Annotated in this window: 24 protein-coding genes and 1 pseudogene; 7 read left to right on the top strand and 18 right to left on the bottom strand. The window is 69.6% G+C overall.

Annotation, left to right across the window (positions count from 1 at the left end; genetic code table 11):
- Positions 1-29: 29 nt before the first annotated feature.
- From PP359_RS08915 to PP359_RS08905, 3 genes are read right to left on the bottom strand one after another with little or no spacing between them, the layout of a single operon-like run.
- Positions 30-821: a MerR family transcriptional regulator gene (locus PP359_RS08915; protein WP_499250359.1), complete on the bottom strand. Its 792-nt coding sequence runs from the start codon at positions 819-821 to the stop codon at positions 30-32.
- Entirely contained in the window at positions 814-1,326 is a 513-nt protein-coding gene (locus PP359_RS08910; protein ID WP_499250358.1) for a VOC family protein, read from the bottom strand. Before PP359_RS08910 ends, PP359_RS08915 begins: the two co-directional genes overlap by 8 nt.
- A 33-nt stretch (positions 1,327-1,359) precedes the next feature.
- A complete protein-coding gene (locus PP359_RS08905) occupies positions 1,360-1,893 on the bottom strand; it encodes a putative immunity protein (RefSeq protein ID WP_499250357.1) in 534 nt (177 codons plus the stop codon).
- Positions 1,894-1,963: 70 nt separating this feature from the next.
- Here PP359_RS08905 and PP359_RS08900 point away from each other — a divergent pair, with 70 nt between their 5' ends.
- Positions 1,964-2,365, top strand: coding sequence for a DoxX family protein (locus PP359_RS08900; protein ID WP_499250356.1), 402 nt, complete (start codon positions 1,964-1,966; stop codon positions 2,363-2,365).
- A 36-nt stretch (positions 2,366-2,401) separates the two neighbouring features.
- Here the strand turns inward: PP359_RS08900 and PP359_RS08895 are convergent, their stop codons facing one another.
- Both PP359_RS08895 and PP359_RS08890 read right to left on the bottom strand, forming a co-directional pair.
- Positions 2,402-2,773 (bottom strand): DoxX family protein, encoded by a 372-nt coding sequence (locus PP359_RS08895; protein ID WP_016463883.1) that lies wholly within the window; start codon positions 2,771-2,773, stop codon positions 2,402-2,404.
- Between the two features lie 47 nt (positions 2,774-2,820).
- Positions 2,821-3,303, bottom strand: a pseudogene (locus tag PP359_RS08890) (NAD(P)-dependent oxidoreductase); the annotation flags it as partial.
- A 113-nt stretch (positions 3,304-3,416) separates the two neighbouring features.
- Here PP359_RS08890 and PP359_RS08885 point away from each other — a divergent pair.
- Entirely contained in the window at positions 3,417-3,845 is a 429-nt protein-coding gene (locus PP359_RS08885; RefSeq protein WP_016463881.1) for a winged helix-turn-helix transcriptional regulator, read from the top strand.
- 8 nt (positions 3,846-3,853) lie between these two features.
- On the opposite strand, the gene PP359_RS08880 is transcribed toward PP359_RS08885, so the two are convergent.
- Both PP359_RS08880 and PP359_RS08875 read right to left on the bottom strand, forming a co-directional pair.
- On the bottom strand, positions 3,854-4,534 hold the full coding sequence (locus PP359_RS08880; RefSeq protein WP_499250355.1) for an SDR family NAD(P)-dependent oxidoreductase: 681 nt from the start codon (positions 4,532-4,534) through the stop codon (positions 3,854-3,856).
- A gap of 149 nt (positions 4,535-4,683) precedes the next feature.
- Complete coding sequence (locus PP359_RS08875) at positions 4,684-5,367, bottom strand: DsbA family oxidoreductase (RefSeq protein WP_499250354.1); 684 nt, start codon at positions 5,365-5,367, stop codon at positions 4,684-4,686.
- Between the two features lie 233 nt (positions 5,368-5,600).
- Between PP359_RS08875 and PP359_RS08870 the strand changes: the two genes are divergently transcribed.
- Positions 5,601-5,909 carry a hypothetical protein gene (locus PP359_RS08870; protein ID WP_148285544.1) on the top strand — a complete coding sequence of 103 codons (309 nt, stop codon included), beginning with the start codon at positions 5,601-5,603 and terminating at the stop codon, positions 5,907-5,909.
- An 83-nt stretch (positions 5,910-5,992) separates the two neighbouring features.
- Here the strand turns inward: PP359_RS08870 and dnaB are convergent, their stop codons facing one another.
- A complete protein-coding gene (dnaB, locus tag PP359_RS08865; protein WP_036288932.1) occupies positions 5,993-7,375 on the bottom strand; it encodes a replicative DNA helicase in 1,383 nt (460 codons plus the stop codon).
- A 457-nt stretch (positions 7,376-7,832) separates the two neighbouring features.
- On the opposite strand from dnaB, the gene PP359_RS08860 reads away from it, so the two are divergent.
- Both PP359_RS08860 and PP359_RS08855 read left to right on the top strand, forming a co-directional pair.
- Positions 7,833-8,792 (top strand): hypothetical protein, encoded by a 960-nt coding sequence (locus tag PP359_RS08860; protein ID WP_294947998.1) that lies wholly within the window; start codon positions 7,833-7,835, stop codon positions 8,790-8,792.
- A gap of 83 nt (positions 8,793-8,875) precedes the next feature.
- Entirely contained in the window at positions 8,876-10,183 is a 1,308-nt protein-coding gene (locus tag PP359_RS08855) for a chaplin family protein (RefSeq protein WP_499250353.1), read from the top strand.
- Positions 10,184-10,347: 164 nt separating this feature from the next.
- Here the strand turns inward: PP359_RS08855 and rplI are convergent, their stop codons facing one another.
- The 4 genes from rplI to rpsF all read right to left on the bottom strand — a co-directional run bounded on the left by rplI (position 10,348) and on the right by rpsF (position 12,043).
- Positions 10,348-10,800, bottom strand: coding sequence for a 50S ribosomal protein L9 (gene rplI, locus PP359_RS08850; RefSeq protein ID WP_036319540.1), 453 nt, complete (start codon positions 10,798-10,800; stop codon positions 10,348-10,350).
- A gap of 12 nt (positions 10,801-10,812) precedes the next feature.
- Positions 10,813-11,067 (bottom strand): 30S ribosomal protein S18, encoded by a 255-nt coding sequence (rpsR, locus tag PP359_RS08845; protein ID WP_005054609.1) that lies wholly within the window; start codon positions 11,065-11,067, stop codon positions 10,813-10,815.
- Positions 11,068-11,168: 101 nt separating this feature from the next.
- Positions 11,169-11,672: a single-stranded DNA-binding protein gene (locus PP359_RS08840; protein WP_036319539.1), complete on the bottom strand. Its 504-nt coding sequence runs from the start codon at positions 11,670-11,672 to the stop codon at positions 11,169-11,171.
- A 5-nt stretch (positions 11,673-11,677) separates the two neighbouring features.
- Positions 11,678-12,043, bottom strand: coding sequence for a 30S ribosomal protein S6 (gene rpsF, locus PP359_RS08835; protein ID WP_005054613.1), 366 nt, complete (start codon positions 12,041-12,043; stop codon positions 11,678-11,680).
- A 168-nt stretch (positions 12,044-12,211) separates the two neighbouring features.
- Here rpsF and PP359_RS08830 point away from each other — a divergent pair, with 168 nt between their 5' ends.
- Both PP359_RS08830 and PP359_RS08825 read left to right on the top strand, forming a co-directional pair.
- On the top strand, positions 12,212-13,777 hold the full coding sequence (locus PP359_RS08830) for an MFS transporter (RefSeq protein WP_499250352.1): 1,566 nt from the start codon (positions 12,212-12,214) through the stop codon (positions 13,775-13,777).
- A 25-nt stretch (positions 13,778-13,802) separates the two neighbouring features.
- Positions 13,803-14,972 carry a hypothetical protein gene (locus PP359_RS08825; protein WP_295777193.1) on the top strand — a complete coding sequence of 390 codons (1,170 nt, stop codon included), beginning with the start codon at positions 13,803-13,805 and terminating at the stop codon, positions 14,970-14,972.
- 52 nt (positions 14,973-15,024) lie between these two features.
- Here the strand turns inward: PP359_RS08825 and PP359_RS08820 are convergent, their stop codons facing one another.
- The 6 genes from PP359_RS08820 to PP359_RS08795 form a co-directional block, all read right to left on the bottom strand.
- Entirely contained in the window at positions 15,025-15,423 is a 399-nt protein-coding gene (locus PP359_RS08820) for a VOC family protein (protein ID WP_295777196.1), read from the bottom strand.
- A 156-nt stretch (positions 15,424-15,579) separates the two neighbouring features.
- The gene (locus tag PP359_RS08815; protein WP_499250351.1) at positions 15,580-17,241 is read right to left on the bottom strand and encodes a dipeptide ABC transporter ATP-binding protein; all 1,662 of its coding nucleotides are present in this window, start codon (positions 17,239-17,241) and stop codon (positions 15,580-15,582) included.
- On the bottom strand, positions 17,241-18,245 hold the full coding sequence (locus tag PP359_RS08810; protein ID WP_135949972.1) for an ABC transporter permease: 1,005 nt from the start codon (positions 18,243-18,245) through the stop codon (positions 17,241-17,243). The genes PP359_RS08815 and PP359_RS08810 overlap by 1 nt, the downstream gene beginning before the upstream one ends.
- 14 nt (positions 18,246-18,259) lie before the next feature.
- Positions 18,260-19,351, bottom strand: a complete 1,092-nt coding sequence (locus tag PP359_RS08805) for an ABC transporter permease (RefSeq protein ID WP_499250350.1) — start codon at positions 19,349-19,351, stop codon at positions 18,260-18,262.
- A 119-nt stretch (positions 19,352-19,470) separates the two neighbouring features.
- Positions 19,471-21,117 (bottom strand): ABC transporter substrate-binding protein, encoded by a 1,647-nt coding sequence (locus tag PP359_RS08800; RefSeq protein ID WP_036319532.1) that lies wholly within the window; start codon positions 21,115-21,117, stop codon positions 19,471-19,473.
- Positions 21,118-21,292: 175 nt separating this feature from the next.
- Positions 21,293-21,970, bottom strand: a complete 678-nt coding sequence (locus tag PP359_RS08795; protein WP_499250349.1) for a response regulator transcription factor — start codon at positions 21,968-21,970, stop codon at positions 21,293-21,295.
- Positions 21,971-22,016: the final 46 nt, after the last annotated feature.

Below are 22,016 nucleotides of genomic sequence, written 5' to 3'. Positions count from 1 at the left end.
GGACCCGTCGGCGCACCCTTTCAGAGCCCTCACTCCCACGTGGCGGTGTCGGGGTCGATGCCCGCGGCGCGCGCGCTCTCGTCGATCGCCCGGCTCAGCCAACGGGCCAGGCCCGGGCGCACCGCGTCGTAGTGCGCCGAGAACCGCGGGTCGGCGACGTACATCCGCCCGAGGCACACCTGCATCTGCCGGGTGACCGGGAAGAACTGCGAGAGCAGGGTGCGGTGTCGCTCGACGAGGCCGTTCGCCACGGCATCCCCGGGTGTCGCTCCGCCGTCGACCGCGGCGCCCATCTCGAGCTCGAACGCGGTCATCGCCTCGGTCACCGCCGCCCAGTCGCCGGCCGAGCGCGAGGCCGCACGCTCCGCGTACTGCTGCCACTGCGTCGACTGCCCGTAGGCCTCGCGCGCCTGCGCGGGCCAGTCGGTGTTCCAGTCAGGGCCGAAGATCTCGCGCTGCTCGTCGTCGGAGAGCAGGATGCCGCGCTCCTGCGCCTCGATCATGCGCGCGAGGTCGTCGTCGAGGTCGTTCAGCTGTGCGATCCGCTGCGCAAGCTGCGCTCGCTGCACCCGCAGCTGGTCGGCGACATCGCCCCCCGGCTCATCGAGGATGGCCCGGATCGCGTCGAGATCGAGCCCGAGCTCGCGGTACACGACGATGCGCCGGAGGCGTTCGACATCGGCATCCGTGTACAGCCGGTAGCCGGCCCGCGAGCGTTCCGCGGGACTCGCGAGGCCGATCTCGTCCCAGTGGTGGAGGGTCCGCACGGTGAGGCCCAGGCGCGCGGCCGTCTCGCCCACCGGCAGGCCGTCATCAGACATGGGACTCATTGTCGTCGGTGCCGATGCCGACCGCGCGGAGAGTGCGGCCGTCGACGCTGTCGGGGTCGAACACCTTGCCCGCCGTGAAGATCACGCGGGTGTTCTCGGGGGTGATGACCTCGATGTCGCGGGTGTTCCACATCGTGTCGCGCGGGTGGGCGTCGACGCCGAGGGCGCGCAGGGCCTCGGCGATCGGATCGATCTGGTCGAGCACGCAGGCGAAGCTCACGCTCGCGGCCGGGGCGGTGTCGTCCGGTGTGCCGGCGACGAGCAGGACGTCCTGGAACGCCCACCGGCGCAGGTGCGTCATCTGCCTCGGAATGCCGAACAGCTCGAAGAAGCCGAGGCCGCGGGTCCAGAAGTCGATGGATGCCGCGAGATCGGCCGTCGGGATCGTCACGAACATGGGCATGCCGTAGATGCCGCGAAACAGAGGCGGGGCGACGGCGTCGGGTCCCGGGGCAGGGACGGGGCTGATGTCGAAAGCGTGGGGAAGGTCGGTCATGAGACCACGATCGGGCCTGACGTCGCGTGAGGGTCAAGCCCCGGCTGCGATCCGTGTCTGCAATGTGCGGATGGTCGATCCCAGGATGCCGCGGGCCAGCAATCCGCCGGCGACGAAGGGGCCCGCGGCATCCTCGCCGACCGGTGGAAGCTGACGGAGGGCGGCGCGGACCGCCGGTGTCATGCGCTGCAGTTGCCATTCGATCTCGGCATCCACGTCGTCGGGCCGGGCGGTGCCGACGGCTTTCACGGCGTAGGCGGCGGCACCCAGGGCGTGCGCACCCATGTGCGCGACGCCCGACGCCTGCGCCGCCGACCGGGCCGCCGCGATCGCGGCGGGCGAGGTGACCGAGGCGGCGGCGCGGCCCGCAACGAACCGGCGGCGGATCTCGCCCGCCGAGTCGAGCTCGCCGCGGGCGTACGCGCGGGCCCGCGCGATGGCGTCACGTGGGCGATCGTCGTCGGGAGCCTCACATTCGAAGAGAGGGAGCACGCGTTCGGCGCAGTCGGCTGCCCACGCGGCGACGAGGCGCCGGTCGGGCTCGCTCAGGGATTGCGGGGAGAGCATCTGCCCATGCTGTCACCCGGGCTGCACGCGCGGCGGCCCCGGGCGGCGGTGAGCCGGGGAGAATGGCGTGATGACACGTCGCGCGAAGAAGCCCGCCGCCACCGTTCCCTGGATCGTGATGGTGCCGTTCGCGGTGTCGGGCGTCATCCACCTCGTGCGACCGGGCGTGTTCACGCCGATCATCCCGCGGGCGCTGCGCCGGTGGGACCGGCCGCTGGTGGTCGCATCGGGCATCGCAGAGCTGGCGTGCGCGGTGGGGTTGGTCGTGCCCTCGACCCGGGCCGCCGCGGGGCGAGCGAGCGCGGTGGTGCTGGCCGGCGTCTGGCCCGCGAACATGCAGATGAGCATCGACCTCGGCCGCCGGGCGGCCCGCCGCCGCACCCCGAAGGCGTGGGCGGCGTTCGCCGTGTCGCTGGTGCGGCTGCCGCTTCAGGTGACGTTGATCCGGCGGGCGCTGCGGGCCTCACGCTGATCCTGGTCTTCGTCGCGGCGCCGACGCGATGCGCGGTCAGACCCAGACGAGGAATCCGAGGATCGCGACTGCGACGGCCAGCAGCAGCAGAACCAGATTCATCGGCACCACCCGGGCTTCGCCTCGACGCAGGTGGAAGATCACGGCGCCCAGCTGCACGAGCGCGAGCCCGATGGCGGCGACGGGCCCCAGCACCGGAGCGATGCCCGTGAGCGGCGGCAGGATCAGACCGAGCGCTCCCAGCACCTCGACCACACCGATGACGCGGACGAGCGGCAGCGATACGTCCTTCGCCCAGGCGATGCCCCCGGCGACAAGGGCATCGGGAGAGCGGAAGGCCTTCATACCCCCGGCGGTGAGGTAGGCCAGGGCGAGCAGACCGGCAATGATCCAGTAGGCGATCGACATGAGTGATTCCTTCGGTTGTGGTGTGGTGATGACGGGTGGAACAGTGGTCAGCGCGGCGCCCGCGCGTTCCAGATCAGCGGCGCCTGGCGCAGCCAGGTGTCGTCCTCCAGGGAGTCGAGAAGGAACCGGGCGACGTCGGCGCGGCTGATGGTGAAGCCCGGCTTCGCCTGCTCCACCTGAGCGGCGCGCACCGGCCCGCGAGGGGTGGCATCAGACAGTGCGACGGAGCGGACCATGACCCACTCGGCATCCGAAGCACGAACGACGGCGTCGACGCCGTGGTGGTCGTTGTAGCCGTGGCGAATGCCGGAGCTCTTGATCAACGCTTTGAACAGCGGGTTGAACGAAGCCCAGGAGTCGCCGGCGCCCATGGTGGAGGCGACGGCGATGCGACGGATGCCCTTCTCTCTCATGACCGCGAGGGTGTCGCGGGTGGCATCCGTCATGAAGCTCGGCGGGCTCACCGCCTTGGACCAGGGGTTGTCGCTCGCGCGTGAGTTGTTGAGCGCACTCACGACCGCATCGGCGCCCTCTGCCGCCGAGAACGAGGACGGTGGTCACAGAAGAGTCCTTTCGGGACATACGCACTGATGGTGTGGCAACATATCTTTCAGTCGGTAATCAGGAGCGGCGGGGGCGAAAGATGGCGTCAGCGAGGACGATCAGCGGTCCGTGCCGGGCATGGCCGGCCGAGAGCGACTTCATCCGCGAGGTGCTCGACCGCATCGGCGACAAGTGGACAGTGCTGGTGGTGAGCACACTCGGCGGCGGACCATTGCGCTATTCGGATCTGCAGGCGAGCATTCCGGGCATCTCGCAGCGGATGCTGACCGTCACACTCAAGGCCCTTGAGCGTGACGGCCTGCTCACCCGCACGGCCTACCCCGAGGTGCCGCCGCGGGTGGAGTACGAGCTGACAGATCTGGGGCGGTCGCTGCTGGATGCCGTCATGGCGCTGGCCGGCTGGGCGGCCGCCCACCACGAGACCGTGGCGGCGAACCGCCGCGATCACGAGGTCACGGGTGTCGGCCGCGTTGGGGCGCATGCCATTCTCGCTTCCGTCGGCCAATAGCGCTCGCTCTACTTCTTGACGACCAGCTCGTGCACCGCGCGAGTGTGATGCATGTCCCAGTACAGGGGGGCGATGTCGGCAGCGGGGAGGAAGTCGAGTCCGGGCGCGGGTGCGTGCTCGGCGATCATGAGCGCGATGGCGACATGGGCGACATGGACGCCGCTGCCGGCGAGGGCCTGACCGAGGTTGAGCGTCCAGTTGCGCAGCGCCGCACCACCGGCGGTGACGTTGCCGTACTGGGCAACCGGGTACATCGATCCGGCGCCCGTGGTGAACAGCAGCGTGCCGGCACCGATCGCGAGCATCTCGGGCAGAACGACGTCGGCTGCCGTCATGGCGCCGTACAGGTAGTACTCGATCTGCGGCTGCACGTTCTCCGGGGTGGCTTCACGGATGTCGACGGGCGCCAGGGGACCTGCCGACGCGTCGGCCGGCGAGTACTCCAGCACGTCGATGCCGCCGAAGTGCGCCGTTGCGGCGGTCAGCGCTGCGCGGAGGGTGGGCCGGTCGAGCACGTCGGCGGCGAAGCCGGCGGCAGTGATGCCGTCGGCGGCGAGTTGGGCGACCAGGCTGTCGAGCTTCGCCTGGTTGCGGGAGATGAGCGCGACGTCGAATCCCTGGGCACCGAAGCTGCGCGCGATAGCGAGTCCCAGGCCGGGGCCGGCTCCGATGATGGCGATGGTGGGCACAGTCTTCCTCAGATTCGTCAGTGTGTGGGGGTCGGTGGGTTACGGGCGGGTGGCTGTGGGCAGGGCGCACGCTTCACCGTTGGGATCGCACGCGGCCGCGGCGGGGTCGCCGAAGGTGAGCAGGACGGGCTTCGCGGTGTCGTCGGTGCTCATGCCACACCGTCCGTGGCGTCTGTCACGAGGTTGTCGAGCACCTGCCCGTATGCCTCGACGGACTGGGCGCCCGACGCGGCGAAGCGGCGGTCGAAGACGGTGACGGGCACGCCTTGGATGCCGAGTGCTTGACCTTCATGGGTGTCGGCGCGCACGGCATCGGCGTATTCGTCGCTGGTCAGCACCGTGCGAACGCGGTCTGCCGACAGCCCCACCTCTGCGGCGACCTGTGCGAGCACCTCGGCATCGAAGGGGTTGATCTCTCCGGCGAAGAATCGGTCTTGCACTCGGGAGAAGAACTCGAGGCCCTTGCCCGCCTCCTCGGCGTAGTGCACGACGCGATGGAAGTCGAAGGTGTTGGCGTTGAGCCGGTCGAGCGAGAAGGGCAGACCCTCGCGCTGCGAGAGCGCCTGAATCTGACGCTCGGCTTGAAGGACGACGTTCGCGTTGCCGCCGTGCGAGCGAATGAAGGCGCTCTCGATGGTCTCCGGTGTGTGCGGCGCGTTCGGGTTGAGCTCGAACGAGCGCAGCTTCACCTGGAACCGATCGGCATCCGCGCGGGAATCAATGGCTCGCTGCAGTCGATGCTTACCGACGTAGCACCACGGGCAGCTGAGATCCGCCCACACCTCGATGACGATCGGGGCGGCCGCATTGGTCTCCTTGGACGACATGATCATTACCTCACTTCTGATTCGTAACCACATTGTGAGTGAGTAAGGTGAGGCCTACAAAAGGCACTTCGAGGTGCGTTTCGTGAGGGCTCAGAGTCGCCGCCCGCTCCTGCGGCGGTGGTCCCTGGCTATGCGATACTTCCCGCATGTCGACACCGCCGCCGGACTTCCCTTCGTCTGTGGCTCCGGGCGCTCAGGCACCCGTGAGGCCACCCACATCGGGTGCTCGCATCGCCGACGTGATCTCCTCGGTGATCCTCATGGTCGCCGGCTTCCTCGGCTTCGCGGTGCTCGCGTTCATGTCGCTTTTTCTCGTCATGATGTCGGACGGGTGCTTCGGTGACCGGTGCAACACCGGCCTCATGTCGGTGGGCTGGCTGATCGCTCTCGGCGTGCCTCCCGTCGTGTTCCTCGCCGCGGCGGTGTGGACGATCATCCGCCTCGTTCGCCGCAAGATCAGCTGGTGGGTTGCGGCGGTCGGCGCGGCGTCGGGAGTAGCGATCTGGTTCGCGGGTGTAGGCATCATGAACGCGAGCCTCGGTCGCTGACACTCGAGGCTCGAACTACCCCTCGGGAGCAGTTCACGTGGCGACGGATCCCGACGTCTTCACGTGGAACCTGAATGCGACTCCTACCCGAAGTCCCCCGGCGCCATATCCGTGAAGCGCGAGAAGTGGCCCTGGAAGGCGACGGTAATGGTGTCGGTGGGGCCGTTACGGTGCTTGGCGACGATCAGGTCGGCCTCGCCGGCGCGGGGGCTGTCCTTCTCGTAGGCGGCCTCGCGGTGCAGCAGCACCACCATGTCGGCATCCTGCTCGATCGAGCCCGACTCACGCAGGTCGCTCAGGGCGGGCTTCTTGTCGGCGCGCTGCTCAGGACCACGGTTCAGCTGCGACAGGGCGATCACCGGCACCTGCAGCTCCTTCGCCAGAAGCTTCAGCGCACGCGAGAACTCCGAGACCTCCTGCTGACGGCTCTCGACGCGCTTGCCCGACGTCATCAGCTGCAGGTAGTCGATGACCACCATCTTCAGACCAACGCGCTGCTTGAGCTTGCGGCACTTCGCGCGAATCTCTACGAGCGTCATGTTGGGGCTGTCGTCGATATAGAGCGGCGCGTCGTTGATGCGACCACGAGTCGCCGCGATCGTCGTCCAGTCGCGGGAGTCGAGCGTGCCCTTGCGCATGCTCTGCAGCGGAATGGCGCCCTCGGCGCTCATCAGACGCATCGCGATTTCGCTGCGACCCATTTCGAGCGAGAAGACGATCGTCGGCTGCTGCGCCTTGATCGCCGCGGCCCGCGCGAAGTCGAGCGCGAGCGTCGACTTACCCATGGCGGGACGCGCCGCGATGATGATCATCTGGCCGGGGTGCAGACCGTTGGTCAGCTGGTCGAGACCCGAGAAGCCGGTGGGGATGCCGGTCATCTGACCGTCGCGGCCGCGCGCGGCCTCGATCTCCTCCACCGCGGCATCCACCGCGATCTGTAGCGGCACGTAGTCTTCGGCCTGCTCCGCGCCGGTGACCGAGTAGATCTCCGCCTGCGCGTTGTTGACGAGGTCGAGCGCATCGCCCTGACCGTTGTAGCCCATCTGCACGATGCGCGTGCCGGCCTCGACGAGCCGCCGCAGCAGCGCCCGCTCGCGCACGATCGACGCGTAGTAGGCGGCGTTGGCGGCAGTCGGCACGATCGAGGTCAGTGAGTGCAGGTAGTCGGCACCGCCGGATCGCTGCAGGTCGCCGGTCTTGATGAGCTCGTCGGTCACGGCGACGACATCGGTGGGCTCGCCGTGCGAGTACAGCGAGAGGATCGCCTCGAAGATCAGCTCGTGCTTGGGCACGTAGAAGTCGGTGCCGCGCAGCGCCTCGATCACATCGGCGACGGCGTCGCTCGACAGCAGCATGCCGCCCAGCGTGCTCTGTTCGGCGAGCAGGTCGTGCGGCGGCGTGCGCTCGGGGCCGCGGCTCTCCAGGGGTCCACCGAAGCGATCCTCGGAGATGTCCGCGATCGACATGCAGCCCCCTTCACACGCTCGATGACCGGTCCCGCCGCGAGACCACACGTCACGTTAGGCACGGGTTCCGACAGTCGCAAACAGGCCTGTGGATAACTCTGTGGATGATCTGCGCGAAACGCCGGACACCCTGTGCACAGTACCTGTGGAAACACGCCGAGCAACCTCAAGATTCATCGAGACAAATGTACTTTGACCTGGGTTTTCCAGATTCACAACCTGTGGATGCGCAATGTGGTTGAAGTACCGCTTGAAGGTTGACGCTGTGGGTGAGAGTTGGGGACAACCATGGGGATGAATGCGCCCTTGTCAAGTCGAGGTGTCCGCCCCGGCGCGTCGGAAGTTTCGCGACAGGGGTCTGGACACGAGTGATATATCGGCGTATCTTCTCTGTTCCAGGCACTCCATGGGTGTCGGCGTGCGCCGGCATCCCGACACATCGTCGTGGGAGGTGAACATGGCAACAATCGCAGTCCCCCCGCTGCGCCGCGGACGATCGACCACCGAGTCGACACGGCGATGGGCGATGCTGGGCGCGCTCGGTGTCGGAGCCGCGTTCGCCTGGTTCGCCATCTCGCTCTTCTCCGGTCCGTCGGCCCACGCCGCCGACGACACGGACAACCCCCTGGGCTCCCTCGTGAGCGGCGTTTCCAGCACGCTCTCGAAGGTCACCACGCCCGTCCTCGACCCGGTCGCAGAGATGCTCTCTCCCGTCGCCGAGACCGTCGCCCCCGTCGTCGAGAGCGTCGCTCCGCCGGTGGGCGGCATCGTCGACTCCGTCGCCCCCGTCCTCGAGCCGCTCGCACCGGTCGGCCAGGTCGTCGCCCCCGTCGGCTCGGCGGTCGGCGAGATCGTCAGCCCCCTCGCACCCGTTCTCGCGCCAGTCACCGGCGCGGTGAAGCCCATCGTGGATGCCGCGGCCCCCGTCACCGACGCCGTGAGCTCACTTCCGGTCGTCGGCGAGCTCGTGACCCCCATCACGAGCGTCGTCGTCCCCCCTGGCGGGGCCCCGGCATCCTCCTCCGACCCCTCCGCGCCTGCCGCGGGAACTCCCCCCGCCGAGGCCGCTCTGGCCGTGCTGTCGGCCGCGTGGGATCAGACCATGCATGGCGTCGCGACCACGACGACGGCGGCCGCACTCTCGCTCGGCAGCGCCGTCACCTCGTTCGTTCCGGGCGCGGGCGCTGTCGCGTACCCGGCAGCGCCCGGCGCTCCGGCCGGCGGCTGGGGACTTCTCGGTCCCACCCTGGACGCCACCTCGTTCTTCTCCAGCGGAGCTGGATTCTCGTTCGGCGCGGGCGCTGTGCTCGCCTTCGGTCTGTTCGCTGCACACCGTGCCTGGGTGCTGCGACGCCGACCGGAGGACGACTCTGCCCTCCCCGCGCCGGTGTTCGCCACCGACGTCTCCCCTGACTGACGGGGGTTCGGCCGCCTTCCGAGCGGCACGATCCCGCGCGCTGTGCGCGCATACCCCCCAACACTCTCAGGAGAGAAATCATCATGAACACCAACCTCAAGCGCGCCCTGTGGGGCACGCTCCTGGCCGGAGGCATCACGCTCTTCGGCGCAACGGTCGCCCAGGCGGCCGAGACAACGGGTGACGACGGTCTGCTGTCCGGCACCCAGGGGCTCATCTCCGTCGCGGTGCCCGTCACGGTCGCCGGCAACGGCATCTCGGTGCTCGGCGACGCCACCAGCACCGACGCGCAGACCTCGACCCCGTCGATCTCGGTCGGCGGCGGTGACGCGTCGACGAGCGGTTCCGACGGCGCCGGCTCGGGCACCCAGGCCCTCATCGATGTCGTCCTGCCGGTGACGCTCGGTGGCAACGCCGTCTCCGTCCTCGGTGACGCCGAGAGCACGGATGCCGCGACCTCGCAGCCCGCTGAGGCACCCGCAGCGGCGCCGGCGGCACCGGAGGCTCCCGCACCCACCACGAGCGGCTCCGACAGCATCCTGGGCGGCACCCAGGGCGTCGTGAACGTCGCCGCACCGGTGACCGTGGGCGGCAACGCCATCTCGGTCCTCGGCGACGCCGACAGCACCAAGGCCACCACCACGGCCCCCACCGGCACCGGCAACGGATCGACGGCAGGCGCCACCACCGACGGCACGGACGGCATCCTCGGCGGCACCCAGGTGCTCGCCCCGATCACCGCACCGATCACCGCCGGCGGCAACGCCATCTCGGTCCTCGGCGACGCCGACAGCACCAAGGCCACCACCACGGCCCCGACCGGCACCGGCAACGGATCGACGGGCGGCGCCACCACCGACGGCACGGACGGCATCCTCGGCGGCACCCAGGTGCTCGCCCCGATCACCGCACCGATCACCGCCGGCGGCAACGCCATCTCGGTCCTCGGCGACGCCGACAGCACCAACGCCACCACCACGGCCCCGGCCGCCACCTCCGGCACCACGACCGGCGGCTCCACCACGAGCGGCCTGGACGGCATCCTCGGGGGCACGCAGTTGGGCCTGCCGATCACCGCGCCGATCACGCTCGGCGGCAACGCCGTCGCGGTCGTCGGCGACGCCACCACGACGGGGCCGACCACCGGCAACCCCGGCAACCCGGGTAACCCCGGCAACCCGGGTAACCCCGGCAACCCCGGCAACCCCGGCAACCCCGGCACGCCGACCACCGGCGGCACGCCGATCACCGGAATGGTCGCCGCCAGCGGTCCCGTGAAGACCCTCGCCGTCACCGGCGGCGTGCTCGACACACTGCCGCTGGTCGGCGGGCTGCTCGCCCTCGCGCTGGGGGTGATGCTCACCGCACGCCGCCGCAGCCGCACCGAATGACCTCCGGCGGCGGGGCCGGCGACCGTGCCTGGCGCCGGCCCCCGCACCGTCAGGGCGTAAACGACGGATGCCGTGACCTCACCTTGGGGGAGGTCACGGCATCCGTGCTGCGTTTCGACGAGGCGCTGCGCGCCTCGCTCAACGACCGGGAAACCCGGCGGGTCTTACTTGGCGGCGACCACCTGGAGGGTGATCACAGCGGTGAGGTCGTCGCGCAGACGCACGGTCGCCTCGTGCTCACCGACGGCCTTGATGGGCGCGGTGATGTGGATCTTGCGCTTGTCGAGGTCACCGAAACCGGCAGCCTTGACTGCGTCGGCCACGTCGGCGGTCTTCACCGAACCGAACAGGCGGCCTTCCTTGCCGGCCTTGACCGACAGCTTGACCTTGTTCGACTCGAGGGTGTCCTTGAGCGCGACGGCCTCTTCGTGGTCGTGGATCGCACGGGCGTCACGGGCGGCGCGGATCGACGCCACCTGCTTCTCGCCACCGCGGGTCCACGCCACAGCGAAGCCCTGAGGGATGAGGTAGTTGCGGGCGTACCCGTTCTTGACCTCGATGACGTCGCCGGCGCTTCCGAGCCCGGCAACCTCGTTCGTGAGAATCAGCTTTGCCATGATGGGTGCTCCTTAGCGGCCAGCGCCGGCGTAAGGCAGGAGCGCCATTTCGCGGGCGTTCTTGATCGCCTTCGCGATCAGACGCTGCTCCTGCACCGAGACACCGGTGATACGACGGGCGCGGATCTTGCCGCGCTCCGAGATGAACTTGCGAAGCGTTGCGACGTCCTTGTAGTCGATGACGCCGACGCGGATCGCCTTCGCGGGAGCGGCGTTCTTCGCGCCCTTCCGCGGCTTACGGCGATCGCCGGTAGCCTTTCCAGCCATTGTTTTCCTTAGATGTGAGCGGATGCCGAGGCATCCAAGATTTTCTGCGTGAGGGTTTCGACTCGGCCGTGCGGGCCTCGCTCAACCCCCGGCGGCGACGATCAGAAAGGAGTGTCGTCGCCGTAGGCGCCGGGTGCGCTCCAGGCGTCGGGTGCGGCAGAGCCCGGGGTCGCCCACGGCTCTTCCTGCTGCACCTGCTGCGGGCGCGACTGCTGGCCGCCCCCGTAGTTGCCTCCGCCGGAGGCGGCACGCGTGACCTGAGCCGTGGCATACCGCAGCGAGGGGCCGATCTCGTCGACCTCCAGCTCGATCGCGGTCCGGTTGTTGCCCTCGCGGTCCTGGTAGGAACGCTGCTTCAACCGACCGGTCGCGATGACACGGGAACCCTTCGTCAGCGAACCGGCGACGTGCTCGGCGAACTCGCGCCACACCGACGCGCGGAGGAACAGCGCTTCGCCGTCCTTCCACTCGTTGGCCTGACGGTCGAAGTTGCGCGGCGTCGACGCGATCGTGAAGTTCGCGACGGGCAGCCCGTTCTGCGTGTAGCGCAGCTCGGGGTCTGCCGTGAGGTTTCCCACGACGGTGATGACGGTCTCGCCGGCCATCGTCCTTACGCCTTCGCTGCCTTGCGGGCGGCCTTGGCCTCGGCGCGCTCCTTCTCGGCGGCGACCTGAGCGATCGCCTCCTCGGCACGCAGGACCTTGGTACGCATGATCTGCTCGTTCAGCTTGAGCTGACGGTCGAGCTCCTGCGTGGCCTCGCTCGTGGCGGTGAAGTTGACGACGGCGTAGATGCCCTCGTTCTTCTTCTGGATCTCGTACGCCAGGCGACGCTTGCCCCAGACGTCGACGTTCTCGATGGAGCCACCGTCTGCGGTGATCACCTTGAGGAACCCGTCGAGCTTGGGGGCGACCTGACGCTCGTCGATCTCGGGGTCGAGGATGACCATGAGCTCGTACTGGTGTGAGTGCGTCACTAACCCACCTCCTTCGGACTAGAACGGATGCCGGGCATTTCCCGGCATCAGGAGGGTTGATGCACGTGCCCGAACTCTGTTCCGCGACGGAACGCAGACGGGCAACCACAACAGTCTACCCGACGACCGCTACGCTCATGGACGACGGGGGCGACGGAAGGACGGTGGATGCCGGGCACGCACGTTCCCGCGCGCGCGGGCGCGGTGCTGACCGCGCTGCTGATGGCTGCGGCGGTCTGCAATCTGACCACCGGCGGCGCCAGCGTCGCCCTGCCCGACATCGCGGGCACCTTCGACGCCCCGCAGACGACGCTCAACCTCGTCGCCCTCGGCACGGGCCTGGGGCTCGCGATGACCGTGCTGTACGCCGGCGCCCTCGGCGACCGCTACGGCCGGGTGCGCCTGCTGTGCATCGGACTGATCGGTCTGCTGATCGCCGGCACCGCGGCAAGCCTCGCCCCAACCATCGAGTTCCTCATGGGCGCGCGCGTGCTCACGGGCATCGCTGCGGGCTGCGCCTTTCCGACGACGCTTGCCCTGATCACCGCCCTCTGGGCGGAGGGTCCGGCCCGCGTGCGCGCGATCGCCCTGTGGACGGCGACCGGGGCGGTGGCGACGGTCGCCGGCTCGGTGATCTCGGGTGCGCTCGTCGTCGCGTTCGGCTGGCGCATCGCCCTGCTGCTGCCCGTACCGGTGGCCGTCGTGGCGCTGCTCATCGCCGCACGGTCGATTCCGCGGGGCGTGGCGGAGTCCGACGAGCCGGTCGATCACCTCGGCGGCATCCTGTCGGTCGTCGCCGTGGCCGCACTGGTGCTCGGTCTCGGCGTCGTCTTCGCCCCGGGGGAGACGGGTGCGGGGGTGGGCCTGATCGTCGCGGCGGCGGTGCTGATCGCCGCCTTCGCGGCGCGCCAGCTGCGGGTCGCCGCGCCCCTCTACGATCTGTCCATCGCGCGGCGGCGCCTGTTCTGGGTGCCGGCCGTCGCAGGCACCCTCGCCTTCGGCGCGCTCGTGGGGGCGATGTTCGTCGGTCAGCAGTACCTGCAGAACATCCTCGGCTACGACGCCCTGCAGGCAGGCATCGCGCTCATCCCCGCCGCGATCGCGCTGCTCGTCTGCGCCCCGCTGGCCGCGATCCTCGTCGAACGCGGCACGCGGATGGCGATGATCGTCGGCTACGTCGTGCTCATCGCCGCCTTCGGCACGATGCTCGCGTGGAACGAGACCACACCGCCGGTGATCGTCGCGCTCGCGTTCGCCCTGGTCGGCGGGGGTGCGTCGTTCGTGATGACCGCGGCATCCCGCTCCCTGACCAGCAGCACCCCGGTGCGCCGCGCGGGCATGGCCTCGGCGACCAGCGACCTGCAGACCGACCTCGGCGGCGCCGTGATGCAGGCGCTGCTCGGTGCCGTGCTCGCCGGCGGGTTCTCGCACGTGTTCGCCGGGCTCATCGCCGCCTCTCCCGAAGCCGCATCGCTCTCCGACGACATCACCCGGGCCCTGCAGGCGTCGTACGCGTCGGCCGCCCACGTGGCCGCCAACAACCCCGCCTACGCGGCGCAGATCCTCGAGGCGGCGCGGTTGAGCTTCGTCGACGGCGCCTGGGCGGCGTACCTCGTCGGCGCCGTCGCGCTCGTGTTGGGACTGATCGTGGTGACCGTGGGCCTTCCAGGGGTCGCCGTCGAGAAAGAGTTGCGAGGCCGTTATCGCGACGAGGACGCCCTGACGGCACCCTGAAAGCTCGCCCGGGTAGCGTGGCGATATGAGCACGCCCGCGGCATCCTCAGCCTTCGACGCGCGACCGCTCATCGAGCCCGCCGACCGGGCGACCGTGCGCGCCTACGTGCGCGACCTGCGCGCGAGTGGACGGGCACCGGCGTCGAACATCGCGTCGCGGGCCGTCTTCGCCGTGCTCGCCGTCGTGGCCGTGCTCTTCGTCTTCGGGTCGACGGTGATCGGTGTCGTGGGCGGCATGATGACGGCATCCGGGGGCGGGTTCTCGCCCTTCCTGATCGCGCCGATCCTCGTGCTCGTCGGTGTGGTCGCGGTGCTCGCGACCGCGCTGGTGCGCATGTTCGGCGCCCGCACGGGGGAGCGGTGGTGGCGCCTCGACCGCTTCGCGCGGGCCAACGCGATGACCTGGTACCCGTCGGTGTCGAACCCACCGCTGCCGGGAATGGTGTTCGGCATCGGACACGGGCGCATCGCGAGCGACGTGGTCCGCGGCGAGAAGCCGCGCTTCGTCGAGTTCGGCAACTATGTGTACCGCACGGGCTCGGGCAAGAACGAGTCGACGCATCGGTGGGGCTACGTCGCCGTCAAGCTGTCAACTCCGCTGCCCAACATCGTGCTGGATGCCGTCGGCAACAACAGCCTGTTCGGCTCCAACCTGCCGGCCGCGCTCGACGGGTCGCAGCGGCTGAGTCTGGAGGGCGACTTCGACCGCACCTTCACGCTCTACTGCCCGTCCGGCTACGAGGCCGACGCGCTCTACCTGTTCACGCCCGACATCATGGCGCGGTTCGTCGACCACGCCGCCGCCCTCGACATCGAGATCGTCGACGACTGGCTCTTCCTCTACACGCCGCGCGAGGCGTCCACGCTCGACCCGGCCACCTGGGCCTGGCTGTTCTCCGTGGTGGCGGCCCTGCTCGACAAGCTCGCCCAGTGGGAGCGCTGGCGCGACGACCGCCTCGCCGCACCGGCGACCGGCGCGGCCGTCCCCGCGCGTGACGCGGCGGGATCGGCGGCACTGCCGTTCGCGGCGCCCGCGGCATCCCTGGGTCCACCTCCCGGCGTCGCGCCGGAGGGCAGACGACTGCGGCGGCGCGTGCCGTGGGCCGCGATCATCGTGATCGGCGCGGCGCTGCTGCTGATGCTGTTCGGCCCGCTGGGCGTGTTCGCCTCGATCATCGAGAACCTGTCGAACTGAGACCGCCGTTGCACGTGAAACGGTGCGCGCCGGCGGTGGGGCGACGGCCGGCTCAGGCTGCCGGCAGCGGCGCGAACAGGTCGACGGCGTTGCCGTCGGGGTCGAGCACCGTCGCGTAGCGCTGACCCCAGAACGCGTCGAACGGCGGAACGTGACCCTCGTGGCCCGCGGCGACGAGGGCGGCATACGCGGCATCCACCTCTGCCGGACTGTCCTTGACGAACGCGAGCGCGATGCGGTGTCCGCCGGACGCCGGCTGGTAGTCGGGGTCGAAACTGCGGATCGTCTCCACCGTGTCCCACGCCAGAGCGACGCCGCCGTCGAGGGTCGCGTCGACGTGCGGAGCGTCGTCCTGATCGTCGGCGATCGGCACGCCCAGCGCACGATAGAACGCGAGGGATGCCGCCATGTCCCGCACGACGATGCCGATGAATCCGAGGGTTGCTGTCATGGCGTCAGGCTAGGGCAGGCCGGAGACACTCACTCTCGAGCGCCCCGCGTGCACAACTCCGCCTGAACCGCGCACGCCAGCGCCGCACGCCCGCGCCGACGCCGTCCAGGCGGAGTTACGCACGCCACGCGGGCCCGCGGGGCCGGGGCCGCGGGTTCAGCCGCGGGCGGCGCGCCAGGCCTCGCGGCGCGCGGCCTGCTCAGCGGGATCGGGCACCGGCAGCGAGGCGATGAGCGTGCGGGTGTAGTCGTCCTGCGGGTCACCGAGCACGCGCGCGGTCGGCCCGGTCTCGGCGATGGTGCCCTTATGCAGCACGACGACCCGGTGGGCCAGCATGTCGACGACCGCGAGATCGTGCGTGATGAAGAGGGTCGCGAAGCCGAACCGCTCCTGCAGCTCGCCGAACAGCTCGAGCACGCGCGCCTGCACCGACACGTCGAGCGCGCTGGTGGGCTCGTCGGCGATGAGCAGCTTCGGATCCAGCGCGAGACCGCGGGCCAGCGAGGCCCGCTGGCGCTGCCCGCCCGACAGCTCGTGCGGGAAGCGATCGCCGAACGCCTTCGGCAGCTGCACGGCCTCGAGCAGCTCGTCGACGCGGTCGCGGGCATCAGCGGCATCCCGAGCCCCGCCGTGCACGATCAACGGCTCGGCGACGTTCTGGGCGATCGTCAGCAGCGGGTTGAAACTCGTCGCCGGATCCTGGAACACGAACCCGAGGTCCTTGCGGTGGGGCCGGAACGTACGCTCCTTGACCCCGTTCATCTCGACGCCGAGCACCCGCAGCGAGCCGCCGGTCACCGGCGTGAGCCCCGCGATCGCGCGGCCGATCGTGGTCTTTCCCGAACCGCTCTCGCCGACCAGGCCCACGACCTCGCCGGGCGCGATCGAGAAGCTGACCCGGTCGACGGCGCGGAACCCGGCACGACGCAGGCGCCCCGCGTACTCGATGACGAGGTCGGATGCCGCGACGACCGGCACCGCCTCGGCGGCGCCCGCCGGCAGCTGGCGGTCGATGATCTCCAGCCGCGGCACGGCGGCGAGCAGGCGCTTCGTGTAGTCGTCGCGAGGCGCGGCGAACAGCTCCGGGGCCGGCGCGGTCTCGACGACCTCGCCGTTCAGCATGACCGCCACCCGGTCGGCGAGGTCGGCCACGACGCCCATGTTGTGCGTGATCAGCACGATCGCCGTTCCGTCTTCGTCGCGCAGGCGCCGCAGCAGGTCGAGGATCTCGGCCTGCACCGTGACATCGAGCGCCGTGGTCGGCTCGTCCGCGATGATCACGGTCGGATCGAGCGCCAGCGCCGTGGCGATGACGATGCGCTGCTTCTGCCCGCCGGAGAACTGGTGCGGGTAGTCGTCGACGCGCCGCTCGGGCTCGGGAATGCCGACGCGACCGAGCATCTCGATCGCCTGCGCACGCGCCTGCTTCTTCGTGTACCTGCCGTGGGCGCGCAAGCCCTCCGCCAGCTGCCACCCCACGGTGAAGACGGGATTGAGGGCCGTCGAGGGCTCCTGGAAGATCATCGCGGCCTTCGTGCCCCGCACCCGGCGCATCGCCTCGCGGTCGAGGCCGATGACATCCGTGCCGTCGAGCACGACCGCGCCCTGGGTGAGGGCGGTCTCGGGCAGCAGGCCCAGAATGCTGCGCGCCGTGACGGTCTTGCCGCTTCCCGACTCGCCGACGATCGCCAGCACCTCGCCCGGGCGCACGTCGAGGCTCACCCCTCGCACCGCGTGCACGTCGCCGCCGTCGGTGGCGAAGGTGACATCCAGGTCGCGGATGTCGACCGCCCGTGCGTCGGAAGACGTCGCCGCCATCACTCCACCTCTCCCATGAACTCGCGCGAGGCCGGCTCACTCGCCGCGACGGCATCCGCCGGAGTCGGTGCCGTCTTCGCCGAGCCCGCCCGTCGCCGCGCGCGCAGGCGCGGGTCGGCGAGGTCGTTGAGGCTCTCGCCGATGAGGGTGATGCCCAGCACCGTCAGCACGATCGCGATGCCCGGCGGGATCGCGGTCCACCAGATGCCCGCGGCGACGTCACTGATGGACTTGTTGAGGTCGTAGCCCCATTCGGCCGCGGCCGTGGGTTGGATGCCGAAGCCGAGGAAGCCCAGCGCGGCGAGGGTCGAGATGGCCTCCGACGCGTTGAGGGTCACGATCAGCGGCAGCGTGCGCGTGGAGTTGCGCAGCACGTGACGGAACATGATGCGCGGGGTCGACGCGCCGATCACCTTCGCCGACTCGACGAACGCCTCACCCTTGATGCGCACGACCTCGGCACGGACGACGCGGAAGTACTGCGGAATGAAGACGACGGTGATGGATGCCGCCGCCGCCAGGATTCCCGGCCACAGTCCGGACTGGCCCCCGCTGATCGCGATGGCCACCACGATCGCCAGCAGCAGCGTCGGGAACGCGTAGATCGCATCGGCGACGACCACGAGCGTGCGGTCGACCCACCCGCCGAGATAGCCCGAGACCAGACCCAGCAGAATGCCGATGAACACCGACAGCGCGATCGCGACGATCACGACGTACAGCGCGGTCTGCGCACCCCAGATCACCCGGGAGAGCACGTCGTAGCCGCCGACCGTCGTGCCCAGCAGATGCGCCGCGCTGGGCGGCTGCTGCGCGCCGAAGTTGCCGTCGGGCCCGTCCAGCTGCGCGTAGCCATAGGGGGCGATGAGCGGCGCGAAGATCGCGCAGAACACGAAGATGCCGGTCAGCACGAGGCCCGCGACGAGCATGCCGCGCTGCAGGCCGACGCTCTGGCGCAGCTGGTGGACGACCGGCATCCGGTCGATGAGGCGAGACGTCGTCATGTTCGCATCCCTCCTCAGTACCGGACCCGCGGGTCGATGAGCGCGGCGATGATGTCGACGGCGAAGTTCGTCACCGCGACGATGATGGCGATCATCGCGACGATCCCCTGCACGGCGACGAAGTCGCGCGAACCCAGATACGCGGCCAGCTGGAAGCCGAGACCCTTCCACTCGAAGGTCGTCTCGGTGAGCACCGCGCCGCCGAGCATGAGCGCGATCTGCAGCCCGATGACCGTGATGATCGGGATGAGCGCGGGCTTGTACGCGTGCGTGCGCACCAGGCGTCCCTCCCGCACACCGCGCGAGCGGGCGGCATCGATGTAGGGCATGTTGAAGGTGCCGATGACGTTCGTGCGCACCAGGCGCAGGAAGATGCCGGCGGTGAGCAGACCCAGCGTCAGCGCGGGCAGCACCGCGTGCAGCAGCACGTCCTGCACGTAGGCGGGGTTTCCGGAGGCGATCGCATCGATGAGGTAGATGCCGGTGCCGCCGTTGCGGCCGATGGCCAGCTCGGTGCGCACGCTCGCGCGCCCCGAGATCGGCAGCCAGCCGAGCCAGACCCCGAAGACGAGCTTGGCGACCAGGCCCGCGAAGAACACCGGCGTCGCGTAGAAGAGGATCGCGCTCACGCGCAGCACCGCGTCGGGCCAGCGGTCGCGCAGCGCCGCGGCGACGAGGCCGAGCGGGATGCCGACGATGAAGGCGACCACGAGCGAGTACAGCACCAGCTCGAGGGTCGCGGTGCCGTAGGTGGCGATGACCTGCACGACCGGCTGATTGTCGGTGATGGTCGTGCCGAAGTCGAAGGTGAAGATGCGGCCGAGGTACTCGATGTACTGCACGATGATCGGCCGGTCGTAGTCGGCCTCGTGGATGCGCTCGGCGAGCTGATCGGCCGGCAGCCGCCCGCCGAGAGCGGCGGTGATCGGGTCGCCGGTGAGGCGGATGAGAAAGAAGACCAGCGTCACGAGGATCAGCACGGTCGGGAAGATCAGCAGGAACCGGATGAGGATGTACCTGCCGAGCGCGGAACCGGATCCGGTCTTTCGGACCTCCAGCGCGGGAGGCGGCTCGGCGACGGAGGATGCCGCGACGGTGCTGGTCATGGATGCCTACTCTACGGATGATCGGCGGTGCGACGCGCTGCGCTCGCTCAACGACCGGAAGTGTGATCCCCCGGTCGTTGAGCGAGAAGCGCAGCGACGCGTCGAAGCGCCCGGGCGCGTTACTTCGTGATCGGTGCGAAGCGCAGCTTGAACGACGCGTCGAGCGTGACGCCCTTCACGTCGGCACCAGTCACCGCGACCTGAGCGCCCTGCAGCAGCGGCACCGTCGAGAGGTCCTTGGCCACGAGGTCCTGGATCTTCTCGATGTCGGACGTGCGGGTGGCGGCATCCGTTTCGACGGCCTGCTTGAGGATCAGGTCGTTGACCTCCTGGTTGACGTAGTGGTTGCCCAGGAAGTTCTTCTCCAGGAAGAACGGCGTCAGGTAGTTGTCGGCGTCGGAGTAGTCCGGGAACCAGCCGAGCTGGTAGGCCGGGTAGACGTCGGCGGTGCGGTCCTTGGAGTACTGCACCCACTCGGTCGACTGCAGGTTGACCGTGAAGAGGCCGTCCTTCTCGAGCTGCTGCTTGACCAGCGCGTACTCGTCACCCGACGACGGGCCGTAGTGGTCGGGGCTGTACTGCAGGCTCAGCGCGACGGGCGTCGTCACACCGGCCGCAGCCAGCGCCGCCTTCGCCTTGTCGGCGCTGGGGCCTCCGTTGCCGTCGCCGTAGAGACCCTTCAGGGCGTCGGTCGCCCCGGCGAACCCGGCCGGGACGTACGAGTAGAGCGGGGTGTAGGTGCCCTTGTAGACCTGGTCGGAGATCGTCTTGCGGTCGAGCAGATCGGCCACCGCCTGACGGACGGCGAGCGCCTTGGCCGGGTCGGCCTCGGCGGTCGTCGCACCGTACGGCTGCGTGTTGAAGTTGAAGACGATGTAGCGGATCTCACCGCCCGGACCCTCGACGACCTTGACCTTGTCGTTGCCCGACAGGTCGGCCACGTCGGTCGACGACAGGCTGCGGTAGGCCACGTCGACGTCGCCCTGCTGGACGGCGAGCTTCAGGTTCGACGACTCGGCGAAGTAGCTGAGCACGGCGCCCGAGTTGCTGGGCGCGGCGAGCAGACCCTTGTAGTTCTTGTTGGGCGTGAACTCGACCGTCTTGTTGAAGTCCCACTTCGTGATCGAGTAGGGGCCGCCGAAGGCGTCGGCCTTCACGATGTCCTGGTCGGGCGTGACGGCATCGGCCGAGAAGACCTCCTCATCGACGATCGCGCCCGGGAAGGACGTGAGGATGAAGGGGAAGACCTGGTCGTTGTCGGTCTTCAGCTTGAAGACGACGGTCGTGTCATCGGGGGTCGAGACGCTGTCGAGGTTGTACAGCAGGCTCGATGCACCGTTGGGGTCGGCGATCTTCAGGTTGCGGTCGAACGAGAACTTCACGTCGGACGAGGTCAGGTCGTGGCCGTTGGCCCACTTCAGGCCCGCCGGCAGCTTCACCGTGTACTCGTTGGGCGCGGTGAACTCGGCCGACTCGGCCAGGTCGGGGACGACCTTGTTGGAGTTGTAGTCGGTGTTCACCAGGTACGGGAAGACCTGGGTCTGCACGGCGAGCGAGCCGTTGTCGTACGAGCCGGCCGGGTCGAGCGTGGTGACCTTGTCGGTCGTGCCGATGATGATGGGCCCGGATGCCGCGCCGTCGGTCGATCCGCCCGTGTTGCCGCCGCCGGCGCAGCCGGCGAGGAGCAGCGCGGAGACGGCGAGCGCGCCCGCTGCCAGCGCGGTGCGTGCGCGGGCGGAGCCCGGCGAACTGAAGTGCAGTGCCATGTGTGAGTACCTCTGCTGTATGTCGGTAGGCCCCGCCAGGCAGGCGGGACTCAGGTCGCTATCCTGTCGTGCGCATCGCCGATCTGCCTCGTGATCGCGCTTTTTGTAACAGGAATGAAACCCGGCACCACTGCGCGTGACGCGGGGTTTCGCCGGCCGACACCGACCGCGACGGTCAGAGGTCCCGCGCGGGCGGCGGGCCGGGCGGGAGCAGACCGTCGTCGCGCGCGGCCTGGGAGAGCTCTGTCTTGGTGCGCACGGGACGACCGACGGCGGCGTACTTGGCCTTCACCCGGTTGAGGTATTTGCGGGCGGTGTCGCCGCGCACGCCGAGGCGATCGGCGACCTCGCCGATCGTGAGACCGGAGGCATAGAGCACCATCAGACGCGACTCCTGCACGCTGAGGGCGGGGCGCACCGCGAGCGCGTCGAGCTTCGCGCGCGTGCGCGGCGACCAGGCGCGCGCACCCCGCCGCACCGCATCGACGACCGCCAGCACGACACCCTCGGACTCCCGCGAGGACACGATGCCCTCCACCCCGGCATCCATCAACGTCCGGACGACGTGATCGGGGGCGTCGGCGGTGAGGGCGACCACGCGCATTCCGGCTCGTCGACAGGCGGCAAGAGCCGACAGGTCGGTCTCGACGCGGTCGGTGACGACGACGAACAGCACCTGCGACGGGTGCGTGCCCGCCGGGCGGCGCGCCACGACCTCGCCGACGGTGGCGGCTTCGGCGACCACCCGCATACCCAGGCGACCCGCCAGCAGCTCGCGCGCGTGCGCCCTGCGAGCGCTCGATGGGTCGACGATCGTCACGCGCCGCAGCGCCGCACCCGCTGAAGCGGTCATGTCTCCTCCTTGCGTCCCTTCGAAGAGAGTGCGAAACCGACGATTC

It is taken from the genome of Sphingomonas sp. BLCC-B65, from assembly GCF_028550675.1.
Taxonomy (GTDB): Bacteria; Actinomycetota; Actinomycetes; order Actinomycetales; family Microbacteriaceae; genus Microbacterium.
The sequence above is the reverse complement of the archived record's forward strand: the minus strand, read 5'-3'. Positions and strand labels throughout refer to the sequence as shown.